Below are 15063 nucleotides of genomic sequence, written 5' to 3' on the forward strand. Positions count from 1 at the left end.
GACGACCTGGCCACGCAGGTGACCGGCGCGCCGGAACTGAGCCCGCACGTCGAGGCCGAACGAGCCGCCGAAGCCGCCTACTGGCAGGCGAAACGCGGCTACGAGCAGGCGCTGGACCACGCGCGCAACGACCCGGGCGTGCGCGCGGTGGACCCGGCCGCGCGCGTGACGATCCCGGCCGAGGCCGAGCGGCTCCCGGTGCAGGAGCGCCTCCGGCTGCACTCGATCGCGCGGCAGGCACTGGCCGCGCACGCGGACGGCAGGCAGCCGGTCGTGCGGTACCGGGTCCGCGGTGATGTCGATTCCTCCCGCGCGGCGAACGATTTCTCCGCGCTGATGCCCGAACTCGACCACGCGCTGCGGCTGGCGCAGCGGAACCGGCCGGAGGGCGACCGGCTGGGCCGCAGCGACCTCGGCTTCGACGCCGCCCCGCACTTCGTGCACTCCGAGGGGCCGACCGGGGTGGAGATCTGGGTCGAGCCGGGTGATCGGGCTTCCTCCGATGACGGCGCGGTGAGCTCCGACTTCGCGGACGGTCGTGCCGCCGTGGACGAGTCCGCATCCGCGCTTGCGGGCGATCGGGAGCGGTTGCGTGCGCGGGCGGCTGCCGCTGAGGAGTCGTTGGGCAAGCGGCGCGTCGACGAATTCGAGGCGTTGCTGCGCGATGCCGGGCGGATCGTGGGCCGGGTGCACGAGGTTCCGCCGATGGCCGATGTCCGGGACGCGACGCCGCAGCAGCGGGCGGAGCGGGAGTTCTTCGAGGACGTCGCGCGTGTCGTGGCGCGGGAATTGCACGTGGGCGATCCGAGCACGGCCGAGTCTCTTGCACGGCAACTCGCCGGGGAATTCGGGACGGCTCGCCGTTCGGTGCCGCCGGCCGGTTTCGGCGGGGCTCGTGGTGCGGACGGGGGCGCGCCGCAGACCGATCCGGAGGCAGGCCCGTCCGGTCGTTCCGGCGAAGCGGAATCCGACTCGCCCGCGCCGGAACCGGGCCGGGACGGCGACGACTCCGCGCCGCGCGGCGACGAACCGGCCGGTCCGGAGCCTGGAACGGATGGCTCCGTGCTCGACTCCGCGGACATCGAGAATGCGCTGGCCGGGGAGCTGAACCCGCAACCGGAGGATGCGCACGCCCGCCATCTCGGGCTCGACCCGTTCGGCGCGCGCCGGAACGTGCCGGACGCGCCGGACCACCTGATGCGGCACGGTGTCGGCTACGACTTCCGGAAGCTGAACGCGGACAAGCGGGACGCGTTCTTCGAACAGATCGACATGGCGCGTGGCGACCGGCCGACGTGGGATGAGCTGCAACCGGAGAACCTGTCGCCCCGCGCCGACTCGGTGACCGAGGGCAGGCGGGTCGGACGCGGCAGCGGCCCGGGCTTCAAGCACCGGCGCATCCCGCACCTGGTGCACAGCATTTGGCTGGGCGGGCCGCTGTACCAGGACCAGGCGAACGGCGGCTCGCGCGCCGACTTCATGGCCAACATCGGCAGCGCGGCGAAGAACGCGGACCTGCGGGGCTTCAAGTTCATGGTGTGGACGGACGTCTCGCGCGCGGACATCGAGCGGGTCGGCGGGATGGATTCGCCGACCGGCCGGGACGGCCGGATCCGCCAGATGCTCGATTGGGCGCGCGAGCACGACGTCCGGCTGGTGAACATCGACGAGGTGTTCCCGCGCCAGAACCCGATGTCGCTGGACGCCGAAGTGCGCACCGAGCGGGCGCGCGGCACGGGTGCTTCGTATGCCGTGGCCAGCGACGTGAGCCGGTTGGAGATCCTGGACCGGTTCGGCGGCATCTACACCGACGGCGACAACTCGCTGGTCCATCCGGACGGCCGTGGCCGGGACCTCGGCAGCGCGGTGCGTGAGGCCGCGCAGCACAAGTTCGGGTTCCTGGCGTCCCGGGAACGGCTCGGCAGGCTGATGAATTCGGCGCTGATTTCCGCTGCCGGTGTCGACGCCACCCGGGAGTATCTGCGTATTCAGCACGATAATTTCGGCAGGGATTTGGCGGAGACGATGGCTCGATCGAGCCCGGACATCGAATTCCTCGAACAGGCCGAACAATGGAACGCGGAACAGCGGCTGCCCATGTGGTTGTCCGATGATCGGACGGCGAACACGGACAACGCCCGTAATGAGACGGTGCGGCGCACCGGGCCGACCGCGAACATGTTCAACCAGCTCGCGGCAGCGCTCGGCATCGCCGGGAACAACCCGCGCGATGAACTGCCCGGGATCAGCGACGAGGTCATCCACCTCAATTTCGGGCACAGCTGGCTGGAGCCGAGTCAGGCGTCGGAGAGTCCTGCGCCGGTGCATCCGGGGCGTGCGGGTGTGCTCGATGCGGTGCGCAGTGCGGTGGTTACGCTGCATCGGGAGATGCCGAATCGTGGTGGTCATCTGCATTTGCCGGGTGCGGCGCGCACGATCAACAAGCTTCCCGAAGCGCAGCGTCCCGGTGCGTGGACGGCCGCGCTGAACCTGTTCCACAGGACGGTGCCACCCGGCACGCCAGTGCACTTGGCTTCCAAGTGGCTGCACGACGTCCCACCCGAGGTGGCCGAGCAGGCGCGGGACCTGTTCGGCGCGGATCGGAACACCCGAGGCGACGGTGAGCGCGCCCGGGAGCGGGGACTCGCGGACCGGGGCGAGTTGGACGCGCTCGAGGTGCAGGCGGTGCGATCGGCCTTCCGGAACGGGTTCGGTCGTTCGGTGTCGCCGGATGAGGCGCGCGCGGCCTTCCGGGAATACCTGCGGTGGATGGATGAGCACGGGAAGGAGCGCCGCTTCCCGGAGAATTCGGCGCGGTTGGGTTCCGAGGTCGCCCAGCTGGCGGTGACCGGGGATCCGCGGCCGCAGCTGCGCGGTGGTGCGCGGGATTCCGGTGGACCGGCGGCCGGTGGTTCGGGTGCCGGGCCTTCCCGGTTCCGCGGCTGGAAACGCTTCGTCCCGATGCAGCGCGGGGACCGGGAAGTTCCGGCAAGCTCCGCCGCCGTCGCGGTGAGCGATTTCGTGGACCCCGAGATCACGATTCGCGCGAAGGTCGGCCGGTTCAGGTGGACCAACCTGCGCCTGGGCGACATCGCCTACCACGTCATGCCCGGCGACGGGAGCGGATACGGCGTGTCGTTCGCCCAGGACGATCCGTATTACCTCACCGGCCGGTACTACGACACGCTCAACACCTTGCCCGGCGAGTCGCCGCACGAAGCGGCCGTCCACCGGACGCGGCCGTCCGCGCAGCGCACGCAGTCCGATGTGCGGGTGTTCTCCTACGCCGCGACCGACCGCGGGCGGTACGAGATCTTCCGGCGCGACGGTTCTTCCGTGCGCGTCGACGCCGCCGGGTACGGCGAGATCCTCGCCAACTTCCGGCCGATGCGGACACTGTCGCAAGCGATGTTCGACAGTCCGGGCGTCAAACTGCTGTCGGCGACGCCTGATGTGCGCTCCACTGCCAGGGCCCTGCACCGCAGCGGGGTGCCGTTGGTGGTCGAGGCGCCGGTGGGTGGTTCGGCCACCCAGCTCGCGGACGGACCCTTCAGCACTCCCGGCAACCTGGGATGGCAAGAACACACCCCGCACGGGCAGGTCCACACGCACAGCGTCTACTCGGACGGCAACGTCGACAACATCAGATTTTTCGAGAGGTTCCTGCCCGGTGCGCCTGAGATCTTGGACGCGAACCGGCCGTTGACCGGGCATCTCGACGACGGCACCCCGTTCGAGTTCTATCCGCACGAACTACTGGACAACGAACTCAAGAGCGAAGGCACGGGTTGGACCCGAACCGTCGGAAATTCCTACAAGAGTTCCGAGGAATCGTCGGCAGAGCGCTATCGGGGCGGTCTTGCCGATGAGCTGCACCATGTTGTGCGGACGCGGAAGGGCGAGCGGTCCAACCTCGACGATGAGGTCGCCGATCTCGATCGGCACGACCCGTACCACCGCCTGGTTCCTGCTCCGTTCGCGCCGACCACGGTCACCCTGTCGAACCCGCGCACCGGTGCACCGCAACAGGTCACCGCCGGGCCGAACATCCTCAGCGCGCACGGAACCGAGGAAACCGCCACCATCCACGTCGAGCGGGGTGGTCAGCGCTACAAGTTGTCGGTCGACGGGCGGACCTTCACCCGGCTGTCGTTGCAGCGCCGGAATTTCCACCGGATGGTCGCGGCCAACCCGGCCGGAAAACTCCTGTACTCCATGTGCAGCGTTGCGAAGAACACCAGTACCGGCTTCGCGGACGAACAGCCTGGGGGAGTCTTCTTCCGGTCGTCGGTCCGGGAGTTCCACGATTTCACCTTCACGAACACGGCTTACGCCCCGCGCGACATGCTGTGGATTCCCCGTCTCTACGCCGAGGACAACGCGGGATGGGCCAGCAGCTACGTCAAGGACGGCCGGCAGTTCATCGAAGTCCACGAGAGCACCCGGTACACCGGGCAGGAGCCGGGGAATCCGGACGGCGGTGCAGCGGTAGCCGAGCCGGTTGCCCCGGCTGTCGACGCGGATCTGCGGGCGTGGCTGGGTTCGTTCGATCAGCACACTTCGGAGTTCGTGCGGTCGTCGTTGTCGGCAGCGTTGGGGCGGGCGGTTTCGGCGGCTGAGATGTCCGCGGCGCTCGAGGGTTATGCGGCTTGGTTGACCCGGAATCGGCATCGTCATGCGGTGCCGGAGAACCTGCTGCGGTTGGCGTCCGAGATGGCGCAGTGGATGCAGACGGGTGGGACGAGCGGACTCCGCGGCGCCGGTCGCCGGTTCGGTCGTCCCGCAGGCGCAGGGCGCGTGCCCGCTGGTGCGGAGTCGTCGAGCGCGCAGGGGGCGCCCCCTGCCGGGTCCGGTGGGGCACGCAGAAGTACCCGGGCGGCTGCTTCGCGGCCCGACCCCGATTTCGATCCGCAGCCCGGCCCGTCCCGTTCGGCGGGCGCGGACGATCGGTACCCCGAGAACCTGGCCCTGCGGTTCGAACGTGGCGCGCTGTCGCCGGACAGTGAGATGCGGCTTCGGGGCCGGACGGCGGCATTCCTGGAGCAGATCGCACAACGTCCGGCGGAGGCCCTCGCGCAACAGCCCGCGATGGAGATCGTGGTCAACGGACGCCGCGTCAGCGAGGCCCTTCTTGCGCAGCGGCGCAGCACCGTGCAGGAGTTGATCGAGTCCGTGATCGGCGCCGTTCCCGGCTGGTCGGCGCAACCGGAGAGCCACGGGGCGGTGTCGAGGATCGTGTTGACCGGCCCCGCGGGCGCGCACGGAGTCGTCGAGCTGTCCAGCCAGGCGAGGGTGAAGCTCGGCGACACCTTGGTCGGTGCCCGGGTGCGGGTCTCGGGCGTCGCCAAGCCGGATGTTCCCGGCGAAGGCGGCGCGGGGCACTCGGTGCAGTCCGCGGCTACCGACGGCGAGGACCGGTACGCAGAGCAGCTGGGCGTCCGGTTCACACCCGGCAGGTCTTCCTCGGGCCAAAACCTGTTGCCGGTCGAGGAGGAGCGGCGGCTCAGGCACCGGATGGCCGGGTTCCTGGAGCAGGCCGGGCAACAGCCGCCCGGGCGGCAGCTTGCGATGCAGGCCGTGCTCTCCAGCGTCAGCGTCGGCGAGGCTCTGCTCGCGCGGCGGCACAGTGTGGTGCAGGAGTTGTTCGAGTCGGTGGTCGATGCCGACCCTGCTTGGTCGCGCGAGAGTTCGTTCGACGGCCGCCGCGGGGTGACCAAGATCGTGTTGACCGGCCCGGCGGGTGCGGGCGGAGTCGTCGAGCTGTCCCACCAGAAGAACCCGCGGGTCGGCACCACATCGGTCGGTATGCGGGTGCGGGTCTCCGGCGTCGAGCAGGCGCGCGCTGCTCCCGCAGCAGGCGATTCCGTTGCGGGCAGCGCGGCGCGACCCGGGGCTGCGGGTGGTGGGACCCGCTACGCAGAAGATCTCGGCGTGCGGCTCGCGGTCGGCAACAAGTCGTCCGGGCGCTTTCCGTTCTCGGCCGACGATGAGCAGCGGCTTCGGGATCGCGTGGGCGGGTTCCTGGAGCAGGTCGAGCAGCAGCCGCCGGAACAGGAACCTGCGATGGCGGTCGTGCTCGCCGCCCACAACGTCAGCGATGCTTCGCTGGGGCGGCGGCGTGCCGCCGCGCAGGAGTTGATCGAGTCGGTGACCGGCGCCGTTCCCGGCTGGTCGGCGGAATCCTCGCTGGACAGCCGCGGGGCGGTGTCGAGGATCGTGTTGACCGCCCCGTCGGGTGCGCGGGGAGTCGTCGAGTTCTCCCAGCAGCCACGAGTGATCATCAACAAGATCCCGGTCGCTATTCGGGTGCGGGTGTCGGCCGGGGCGGCGCCGGACGTTCCCGTTGACGGAGGCGCTGCGGCCGCCGACCCCGCAGCGGCTACCGGCATTGCGGAGCCGGTCGGGGAGGCCGGGCCCGATGCGATGGATTGGGTGCCGGAGGGAGCCGACCGGGGTTGGTCGTGGAGTGATGCGGCTCCGCCCGAGTTGTTCGATGCCGGCGATTTCGATCCTGCAGCGGTGCTCCCGCCTCCGCTGTTGCCGCAGCGGGAATCCGCAGGTGTGCCCGCGGCGTCGGATGCATGGGAGCCGTCGTGGTTCGGTGCGGCCCCGTCGTGGTTCGGTGCGGCCGAGGCTGTCGAGGTGCAGGGCGAGCCGCGTGCGGTGGAATCCGGCGTACCCGAGTCGGTCCGCCAGGCCGTCGAGGCGGATGCGGAGCCGTCGTCGAGCACGCAGGCGGCGCCCGAGGGTGCGGTCGCCGACGCACAGGACTCCGGTGTGCCCGCGGACTCCGTGCGGGACGCGGGGCAGGGGGCGCCGCGTGTTCATGGTGCGTTCGTCGGTTCCGCGGAGGCTTTGGAATTCGATCTGGGACTGTTGCGGGAGTGGGTGCGTTCCGGGGGATCGGAGTCGTTGGCGGCGCGGTTCCGGTCGGCGGTTGCCGAGCAGCGCGCTCGGGAGGTTCCTGCGGCGGCGTTCGAGTGGCCGCAGTTGTGGCTGGAGTCGATCGAGTCTCGCGGGCTGGATTCCGCGCGGTTGACGGGGCAGCTTCGCACGGCGCTGGAGGAGGCCGCCGGTGTCGCCTTGCCGGAGGAGGCTGTCGAGCTCACTCGGGTGCTGCGGCGTTCGCGCGAGCTCAGCGGGCCGGGCGCCGCTGTGGCAGCGCCCGCGGAGCGGCGTTTTGCGCTCGCGGCGGACAACGCTCCGGCGGAGCGGTTCGTGCGTGCGGTCGAGGACCTCGGTGCGAACCTGTCGCTCGACTACGTGGGCAACGGCCGGACGGAGTTGGAGTCGGTGTTCCGGCGTCGGCTGTATCGGCGGTTGGCCGCGTTCGTGCGGGAGGCGCAACGCGATCCGGAATTGCGCCTTCCGATCCGGGTGGCAGCGGCCTACCCCGGGACCAGGGCGAAACGTGTCGCCGCTGCTCAGGAGCAGGTGCGTGCCGGGATCGCGTTGGCGCTGCGGCTGGATCCGGCTGACGACCGGGTGGAAGCGCTGCTGAACCGCGTCGATGTCGCCGGTCGAGCCAAGGTCGACGTCACTGTTGCGGACTTGGACGGAGCGCCGCGGCGGCGCGGGCACGGCTCGGCGATGTTGATCGGTGCCGCGATCGGTGCTGCCGAACGGGGCAACGCTGGTGCCGGGGAGTGGGCGCGGGTCGTGGACGCCGACGATGGATCGCACCGTGTTCATGGCGCTTTCGTTCGTTCGGCGGACGCGCTGGAGTTCGACGCGGAGTCGTTGCGGGAGTGGGTGCGTTCCGGGGGATCGGAGTCGCTGGTGGCGCGGTTCCGGTCGGCGGTTGCGGAGCAGCGTGCTCGGGGGGTTTCTGCGGCGGCGTACGAGTGGCCGCAGCTGCGGCTGGAGCTGGTCGATCCGCGCGGACTGGATTTCGCGCGGTTGACGGGGCAGCTTCGGACGGCGCTGGAGGAGGCCATCGGTGGCCGGTTGCCGGAAGAGGCCGTCGAGTTGCTCCGCCAGCAGCGCCGCGAGAGCGCGTTCAGCGTCGTTTCGGGTTCGCTCGTGCGCAGACGTTTTGCGGTTGCGGTGGAGAATGCTGCGGCCGAGCGGTATCTGCGTGCGGTCGAACAGATCGACAAGGGCCTGGTGCTCGGCTATGTGGGCAACAACCGGGCGGAGTTGGAGTCGGTGTTCCGGCGTCGGCTGTATCGGCGGTTGGCCGCGTTCGTGCGGGAGGCGCAAGGTGATCCGGAGTTGCGTCTGCCGGTCGGGGTGGTGTCGACCAACCTCGAATTGAGGGCGAAACGTGCTGCTGCTGCTCGGGAGCAGGCGCGTGCCGGGATCGCGTTGGCGCTGGGGCTGGATCCGGCGGATGACCGGGTGGGGGCGCTGCTGAACCGCGTCGATGTCACCGAGCACGCGGGGCTCGAAGTCACTGCTGCTGAGCCGGACGGGGCGCCGCGGCGGCGCAGGCACCAATCGGCGATGGTGATCGGTCCCTCGATCGGTGGCGGGTCGTACTCGGGGGGTCCGACGGTGCAGGCAGCCGCGGCCGGTCCTGGCGCGCGGCGCACCGGTGCCCCGTTGCCTGCGGACACGGCGGCGGCACCGGAGTCGTGGGTGGGCGAGTTCTCGGAATTCCTGGATACGGTGCGGCGCGCTGTTGCGCGGAACGATCCGGGCTCGGTCGGACTCATCTCGCAGCATGGCGGCCCGTTGTCGGCGTGGTTGCGGGCGGCGGCGGACAAGCAGGCCGAGGCGCACCGGGATGGCACCGAGCCGATCGACCTGCGGGTGCACTTGAGCAGGTCAGCGGTGAGCGCCGGCGGTGGTCGGGTGCTTGCGCATCATGTGCGGGAGGCGATCGCCGCGTCGTTGCCTGCGGGCGCGGTTCTTCCGGAACCGCTGTTCACCGAGATCACGACCGCGGTCCACGACCTCCGGAGGCCGTTGGGCGTTGCCGACCGGGACACCGTGCTGGTCGAACTGGTCGAGACGCCGGGGCTGGCCGAGCGGGATTATCGGAATGTCGAGCGGCGGCTGGACCTGAAATTCCTGCCTGCTCGGGCGCGGCTTCCGGAGGCTGCGCGGCGGCGGTTGCGCTGGCGGCTGGCCGGGTTCGTGGATGCCGCCGCGGATGCGCCCCGGATGCGGTTGCCGATCGAGATCGCCGCTACGGCGAGGCAGGGCCGGGCTCGGACCGACGCGGTGCGGCAGGAAGTGCGGGAGACGTTCAAGCAGTGGTTGCACTCGCCGGACGGTAGGTCCTGGATGCGCAGCAAGGAGATCCTGAGCCTGGACAGGGCTGTCGAGAGGTGGTCCGGGCGTGTCTCGATCGAGCAGATCGATCGGCGCGGCACCGGCGTGCCCGTCGGTGGGATGCGGGTTGCGCCGGTGTACGAGGTGCCCCTGGTGGGGTCCGCGCCTGCGGAGGCGCTGCCTGCGGGGCGGTTCACCGTTCCGGGACGGGAGCCCGAGGCATCGCCGGTGCTCAGCTGGCTGTTCTCCGCAGGGGATCCGAGTGCGGATTTCGCGCATACGCTGCTGGCGATGGTCCGGGAAGCGGAGTCGGCGGGCCGGGAGTGGCCGGATGTGCGCGTGATCGCCGACCGCAACGGCGGGCGAAACCTCGGGCAGGTGTGGGACTCGCTAGCGGAGAAGCTGCGTGACGCGGTCGAGCGTGCCGCCGGGGAGGAACCGGCCTCGCACGTGCCGTACACCCGGCTCTACATGCACGGCGGTGTTGATCGGATCGAGGTGCATCCGGGGCCGGGGTGGTCCGCGGAGCAGTACCGCACGGCTGCGGCGCTGGATCTGTCGTTCATCCGCCGGACGCCGACGATGTCGATGGCGATGTTGCAGCGGTTCGCGTGGCGTGCGCATGGCTTCTTGGATCAGCTGGCGCGGCGGGATGCGGACGAGCCCGGGCCGGTGCCGACGATGCGGATCGTGGCCCGGGTTTCGTCTGGCGATCGTTGGTATTACGTGTGGGAGATGTTGGAGGAGGTGTTGCGGCACCGGGTGGCTGATTCGTTGTGGCAGCGCAGCGATGTGGAAGAGCTGGACGGGAACCGCGAGTCGCGGATCTCGCTGACGGCTCCGTCAGGAGCGCTCGGCGTGATCAGCCTGGTTCGGGAAAGCACGTACCCGAATCTGGTGCGGGTTGAGGTGTCCGGCCTCGGTGCCGAGCCGGTGCCTGCTGAGGCGGCGGATTCGCCGGACGCGGGTGGTGCGTGGCCGCAGGCTGATCCATGGGCGTTGCAGGACGGTTTTGACGTGCCTGCGATTCCGGATGAGATTCCGGAGCTGCCGCCGGAGGTGTTGGACGATCTGCAGTCGGTTCTCGCCTCGGCCGATTGGATGGGGACGCTGACGGCCGCGGACCCGTCGGGTGCGTTGCCGGAGTCGCTGATCGATCCGGCTTTGCTGGAGCAGTCGGCAGCGGACCTGGAATTGCCGGAGCTGCCTGCCGAGTTGGCGTGGCCGCAGGCCCCTTCCGGTGGTCTCGGCACCGAGCTGCCGAGTGCGGTTGACGAGCAGCCCGCTGATCTCCGCAGGGACGAGTCCGGTGCTGCGGGTGTTGCCGAGCGGCCGCAGTCGGTCGACGTGCCGGAGGCCGATCGGATGGAGCTGGATTCGGATGGCGCGGATTCGTTGTTCTCCGATGGCAGGCCGTTGGACGAGTTCGTCGACTATGACGGCGATGCCGTTCCGGGTGAGTCGTCGCCGGGTGATCGGGTTCGGTTGCGGGCGGCTGCGGCTGCGGCTGTGGATGTGTTGGGCAAGCGGCGTCCGGAGGAGTTCGACGCGTTGTTGCGCGATGCGGGGCAACTCGTGGCGCAGGTGCACGAGGTTCCGGGGTTGGCCGATGTGCGGGAGGCGACGCCGCAGCAGCGGGCGGAGCGGGAGTTTTTCGAGGATGTGGCCCGTGTTGTGGCGCGGGAGTTGCACGCGCGTGGTCCGGGAGCGGCTGCGGGTCTTGCGCGGGAGTTGGCTGCGGAGTTCGGGACGGCGCGCCGGTCGTGAGGCCGCACCTCGCCTTCCGGCCGCGCCGCGAGTGCCCGAATTCCACCAGATGTCCTGCCGCGCCGGTCCCCGCCGGGTCGGCACCTGCCGCGGAGCCCGCGTCGCCGCCGGTGTCCACGACCTCGGGCGACCCGGTCCGCACCGGATCCGAAGCCACGAGTACGCGCAATAATGGAACCACCAGCGCTGCGCGACAGCGTTCCGCAATGGACAAGGAATTCCCATGACCACCGACGAATCCGCGGAAGCCGGCGAGGCGCAGTGGGCCTTCGTCCTCGACCCCGCCTGGCGACCCGAGTCGGATGAGCAGAACGCGCCCCTCGAAGCGGTCCTCGGCGCCTGGTACCTCGAACCGGACGGAACCACCGGGCCGTTCCGGGCGAACCCCTACTACCTGCCTACCCGGGAGAATTCGCCGACCGACCCGGTGGACGCGGCGTTGCAGCTGCTGATCGACGGTGCGTACGACGGCGACGAGCTGTTGGCGGTCATGCGGGACGCGCTGTTCGGGATCGCCCTCGACGAGCAGGGCAGCGCGGTCGTCGCACCGTCCCCGGACGACGTGCCTTCGGTGCTGGTCGCGACGTCACCCGTGCACGCCCACCGGGTCGAGGTGGCTGCTTGGCAGGAGATCACCGCCAAGGATCTGGCCGACTCGCTGCCCGGTGAGGGCGTCGACGTGCTGCTGAACCCTGGCGCGCCGGCGTCGATGCGGGTGTTGGCGAGTTCGCTGAAAGGCGCCGTCGCCGACGTCGAATCCGGTGCTCGGATCCCGGGTGGGAACCCGTTCGAGCCGCCCGAGCAGGACTGAACGGGCCCGGGAGGAGTCTCGATGGCAGCGGAAGAAACCACCTCGCCGGAGACCGCCGAGCGGGCGCCGGAGGTGGCAGCCCCGGATGCAGCCGCGGACCAGATCACCGGCGAAGCGCCGGAAGACCAGTGGGTCGTGCTGATCGACTCCGCGTGGGAACCGGAGGACGAGCAGGACCAGCCGCCGGAGAGCGCCGTGGTCGGCGCCTGGTACGTCGAGCGCGACGGTTCCACCGGGACGTTCCGCAGCAACCCGTCGTACTTGCCGTCCAGCCCGGACTCGCCGACCGACCCGGTGGACGCCTCGCTGCGGTTGGTGATGCGCGGTCAGCTGCCCGTCGAGGAGCTGCTGGCGACGTTGCCCGGTTCGCTGTTGATCATCGGCTTGGACGAGCAGGACGTGCCGATCATCACCCGTGCACCGGACGGGAGCCCGTCGGTGCTGGTGCTCAGCGCGCTCGCGCACGCGCACCGGCTGACCGTGCCTTCATGGCGGGAGGTCACCGCGGAGGGGTTGGCCGATTCCCTGCCGGAGCAAGGCGTTGATGTGCTGCTGAACCCCGGGGCGCCCGCCTCGACCCGGATCGGTGCGGCCGAATTCTGCGCGGCCGTGCGCGGCCCGGTTCCCGGTGAACGGCCGGCAACCGCCGCGGAACCACCGGAGCGCACCGCAGCTCCCGATACCGTGGCTCCGCTGGCCGGGACCGCTGGACGCGTCGTCGATGAGCCGGTCCCGGCGTCCGGGCACCGGGTGGCGACCGTCGAAGATTTCGCCGGTCAGCTCCGGTTCGGCGCTGCGCCGTCGGCCGGTCTCCACGGCGCGGCCGACGGGGAAGCCGCGTGGGTACCCGCTGAACCGCCGGCGAGCGACCCGGAAAATGGGTCCGGCGGGCGGGCGCGCGGCGATTCGTGAGGGGTTCGCCGAGTTTCGGCCCGGCCCGGCCCGATCGGCGCCGCATGGCCGAGCCGACCGTGCCAATCTCCGATCAGCGAAAGGGGAGAACGTGGTGACCGTGGTCGACCGGATGCACGACCTGCTGCTGCACTTGGCGGGGCGCGTGCCGGATGACTTTCTGGCGTCGGCGCGGCAACGCCTGGCCGAGCGAACGGTGGCCGAAACGGCCGACGCGCTGTGCCTGCAGCTCGCCGAGCGCAAGGTGCCGGTGACGATCGCGCAGGCCGGTCTGCTCAGCGAGCTGGTGGACGATTCCGCTTCCGCGGTGTTCAGCGGCATCCCGATCCGGGACGACCAGCCGGCCCTGGAGTGGCTGTTCGCCGAGCAACCCGGAACTCCGGAGCAGCCCGCAGCCGAGGCCACTACAGCCGCGCTGATCGCGGTGCTGTCCGGCAACTCCGCCGCGCGCGGACTCTGGCTGTCCTGGCGCACGCCGTTCCGCGACGGCGGCACAAGGCTGCCGGTGCACGTGGTGGAAGCCGATGACGGCCTCCCCGCCCTGAGCGCCGAGCTGCACGGCGCGCTGGCCGAGCACCCCGGCACACCCCGCATCGAGGTCGTCGGCACCGACGAGGTGCCCGGTTACCAGCGCGCGGCCCGTGCCAACGGCGCACTGGTGTGGGCGGCGACCGAACCGCCCGAGCTGTCCGTGGCGCGGGTCTTCGACCGCGTCGACCCGGACGGCCGGCCGCAGTTCGACCAAGACCACCCGCAGCTCACCGACCAGGACGAGCTCCAGCGCGTGCTGGACTACCTGCGGGCGGGTGAAGTGCTGCTGAGCACCGCCGCCACAATGGACGACGTGGTGCGGCCCGACCGCGGCCAGGTCGTGCCGACGACCTACCGCACTGACGGAGTGTGGTTGTGGCCGGACGCGGTCAGCTACTACCTGGAGGAGTACGGCTTGGCCCCGGACGAGCAGTTCTTCGCGCATATCCGTGCCGCCGGGCGCCCACCTGAGCAGTTGGACGCGGTCAGCACGCACCGCGCGCTGCGCCACCTGCTCGACCCGTCGACCTGACCCGGCCGGAAGGAGTCCCGATGCCGTCCGAGGTCACCGGTGAGGGCAACTGGTACCTGCTGATGGATCCGCAGTGGACACCCGCTGCGGAGGAGACCGAACCGCCGGTCGCCTCGATCATGGGCTTGTGGCCGGTGGACGAAAACGGCGAGCTGGGCCGCTTCCGCGCCAACCCCGACTACGAACCGAGCGACCCGGACGCTCCGGCGGACCCGCTGGACGCGCTGTTCCGGATGCTGATCGTGCGCCGAGCCGAACCGGACCAGGCGCGGCTGCTGCTGCGCGACAGCGAGTACGAGGTGGCGCTCGGTCCCGGCGGCGGGCCGCTGATCGTGCCGTCGCCGGACGAGGTCGACTGCCTGCTGGTGGCGACTTCGCCCGCCCACCGGCTGGATTCGCCGAAGGTCGGTTCGTGGCGGCACGTCGGCATCGAGCAGCTCACCGACCTGTTGCCGGAGGGCATCGACGTGCTGTTCAACCCGGGCAGTCCCGGCTCGGTGCGCCTGGTGGCCGCGTTCGTGCGCTCCGCCAGGCAACCCACGGAACGACAACTCGCGAACGCGCGCACCAGCCTGCCCACCGCGGCCGCGGAAGACCTGCGGATGCTGGACTGGCGGATGGGCCCCGGAACCGGAGAGGGAACCGACCGATGAGCGAAGACCCCGGCCAGGGGCTGCCCGAAGCCGCCGCGGACGAGGACCCGACGGACTGGCTGCTGCTGACCGACACCGAATGGGCTCCGGAATTCGGGGAGGACCCGCCGCCTGAGCGCGTGCTCGGCGGCTGGGCCACCTGGGCGGACGGTTCGTGGGGCCGGTTCCGGGCGAACCCGGCCTACGAGCCCGCCACGCCCGACTCGCCGACCGACCCGGTGGACGCGGTGCTGCGGATGCTCGTGCGGGACGGCCGCGGCGCGGACGAGCTGATGTCGGTGCTGGAGGACACCTCGCTGGAGATCGCGCTGGACGCCGACGGTGTCGCGCTCGTCGCCGAAGCGCCGGACGGCAAGCCCTCGGTGCTGGTGGCAACGGCGACGCTGCACCGCGACCTGGTGCAGGCGGACGGCTGGCGGGCCACCGACGTGCACGAGATCGCCGATGCGTTGCCGGAGAGCGGGGTCGATGTGCTGCTGAACCCCAACTCGCCCGCCTCGATGCGGCTCGACGCAGACGCGTTCCGCCGCTTCTCGGCCGACCCGGACTCGGCCGTGCAAGGCGAAATCCGCACCGTGAGCACCTAGGGTCGACTCCGCTGCCGGATCCTGCGTGGCGGAGCCCACCGCACCGGGATG

At 70.7% G+C, this 15063-nt stretch carries 6 protein-coding genes (1 of these 6 running past the window's edge); all 6 read left to right on the forward strand.

From position 1 onward, the window contains the following. On the forward strand, positions 1–10986 hold the 3' portion of the coding sequence (locus INP57_RS03865) for a WXG100-like domain-containing protein (RefSeq protein ID WP_200068565.1). It extends 36951 nt beyond the left edge of the window; the window shows 10986 of its 47937 coding nt (coding positions 36952–47937); its start codon lies beyond the left edge, outside the window; the stop codon is at positions 10984–10986. Positions 10987–11209: 223 nt separating this feature from the next. After that, positions 11210–11797, forward strand: coding sequence for a type VII secretion system-associated protein (locus INP57_RS03870; protein WP_200068566.1), 588 nt, complete (start codon positions 11210–11212; stop codon positions 11795–11797). A gap of 21 nt (positions 11798–11818) precedes the next feature. Then, complete coding sequence (locus INP57_RS03875) at positions 11819–12709, forward strand: type VII secretion system-associated protein (protein ID WP_200068567.1); 891 nt, start codon at positions 11819–11821, stop codon at positions 12707–12709. 94 nt (positions 12710–12803) lie between these two features. Further along, complete coding sequence (locus INP57_RS03880) at positions 12804–13772, forward strand: hypothetical protein (RefSeq protein ID WP_307849891.1); 969 nt, start codon at positions 12804–12806, stop codon at positions 13770–13772. Between the two features lie 20 nt (positions 13773–13792). Beyond that, positions 13793–14425, forward strand: coding sequence for a type VII secretion system-associated protein (locus tag INP57_RS03885; protein WP_200068568.1), 633 nt, complete (start codon positions 13793–13795; stop codon positions 14423–14425). Further along, complete coding sequence (locus tag INP57_RS03890; protein WP_200068569.1) at positions 14422–15012, forward strand: type VII secretion system-associated protein; 591 nt, start codon at positions 14422–14424, stop codon at positions 15010–15012. The genes INP57_RS03885 and INP57_RS03890 overlap by 4 nt, the downstream gene beginning before the upstream one ends. Positions 15013–15063: the final 51 nt, after the last annotated feature.

The sequence above is a fragment of the Saccharopolyspora galaxeae genome (assembly GCF_016526145.1).
Lineage (GTDB): Bacteria > Actinomycetota > Actinomycetes > Mycobacteriales > Pseudonocardiaceae > Saccharopolyspora_C > Saccharopolyspora_C galaxeae.

Excerpts from the sequence above, each read along its gene's own strand:
- INP57_RS03870 (WP_200068566.1), top strand. The coding sequence starts at position 11,210 with ATGACCACCGACGAATCCGCGGAAGCCGGCGAGGCGCAGTGGGCCTTC.
- INP57_RS03875 (WP_200068567.1), top strand. The coding sequence starts at position 11,819 with ATGGCAGCGGAAGAAACCACCTCGCCGGAGACCGCCGAGCGGGCGCCG.
- INP57_RS03885 (WP_200068568.1), top strand. The coding sequence starts at position 13,793 with ATGCCGTCCGAGGTCACCGGTGAGGGCAACTGGTACCTGCTGATGGAT.
- INP57_RS03890 (WP_200068569.1), top strand. The coding sequence starts at position 14,422 with ATGAGCGAAGACCCCGGCCAGGGGCTGCCCGAAGCCGCCGCGGACGAG.